The 1,595-nt window shown below is 49.5% G+C and carries 1 protein-coding gene; it reads left to right on the top strand.

Going from position 1 to position 1,595, the window contains the following annotated elements:
* A partial coding sequence (locus tag ATB02_RS25605; protein WP_198600602.1) for a DEAD/DEAH box helicase family protein occupies positions 1-1,595 on the top strand: 1,595 nt, incomplete at both ends.

Raw genomic sequence — 1,595 nt, 5'->3', positions numbered from 1 at the left:
GCATTATCGCCACCTGCTGTTTCACATGGCAACCGGTGCAGGGAAAACGATGGTGATGGCAGGAACGATACTTTATCTGTTTAAAGAGTTAGGGTATCAGAACTTCATTTTCTTCGTGCATACAGACGCGATTATCCAGAAAACGCGAGAGAACTTGCTTAATCCGCAATCGCCGAAGTACCTGTTCAGTCAGGAGCTGGAAATCGACGGGGAAAAAATCACCATCGAACCGATAGAAACATTCCCGTCCATACCGGAACGTAACACGATTTACCTCAAGCTCTCTACTATCCATAAGATGCACGACGAGCTGAACAGCTATCGTGAGAACAGCATCACCTACGAGGATTTAAAAGAAATCCCCCTTGTGCTGCTTGGTGACGAGGCACATCATTTCAACGCCGGTACTAAAGCTAGAGGCAAGTCGAAAACCTCACCGGAGAACGAGGAGCAGACCTGGGAACGCACGATTGAGAACATCCTCAACCTGCGACCGGATAACCGCCTGTTCGAGTTCACCGCCACCATTGATCTTGCGAACAAAGATATCGGGCAGAAATACCGTGGTAAGGTGGTGTATCAGTATGACCTGAAACAGTTCATGTCAGACGGTTACTCGAAGAAAGTCATGCTGCTGGAAGCCAACCAGAATGACAGCGACAAGATGCTTGATGCGGTACTTTTAAGCCAGTACCGTAAACTGACGGCAGCAGATCACGGCATCACCGGCTTCAAACCGGTCATTCTGTTCAAGTCGAATAAGATTGCGATATCAAAGGCGAAGCAGGAGGAGTTTTCGCAACTGATAGCCGCCATGACACCTGAGAGCGTCAGACGTCATCTAGCTAACAAAAAACTCCAGCTCAGCTCTGACACCAGTATCTGGCATAAAGTGATTCAGCGTTACGCTAACAGTGATTTAGTGACGGTGACTGGGCAAATTCAGGAGGACTTTAACGACTTTAACCTGCTGAACGTCAACAAGTCAGATCTGCTGGAAGAGAATCCCGTCCTGCTGAATACACTAGAAGAAGTCGATAATCCGGTGAGAGCCGTCTTTGCCGTCGCGAAGGTGAATGAAGGCTGGGACGTTCTCAACCTCTACGATATTGTCCGCATCAGCGAGCAGGCGAGCAGCAGCAAAACCAGCACGGACAGCGAAGCGCAGCTTATCGGGCGAGGCGCGCGTTACTACCCGTTCATTTATGACGGTCAACGAAGCTTCACCCGCCGTTTTGATAACAGTACGAAGGATTTGAGCGTACTGGAGCAACTGCACTATCACACCATCAATGAACCGGCGTACATCAAAACACTGCATGCCTCTTTGGAGCAGGCGGACATTGATGTGCATCAGGATGGCGGCGGTACGATTGAACACGCCAGACTGAAAGAAGATTTTAAAAAGTCCGCCGTGTATCAGGCGGGTAAGCTGTACTTCAACGAAGTGGAGGAGATTGAGAGCAGCAGCAGAAACTGGGAAACCTACTCGCTGGAAACACGCTTTGAGATACCGTATCAGACCGTCTGCGAGGAGTCGCTGGACAACCTGACAGGCACAAAGACTGGAATCACAAAACCGGAACTACTGGTAC

Source organism: Escherichia sp. MOD1-EC5189 (assembly GCF_002966045.1).
Taxonomy (GTDB): domain Bacteria; phylum Pseudomonadota; class Gammaproteobacteria; order Enterobacterales; family Enterobacteriaceae; genus Escherichia; species Escherichia coli_F.
This window is presented reverse-complemented; position numbering and strand designations above follow the sequence as displayed.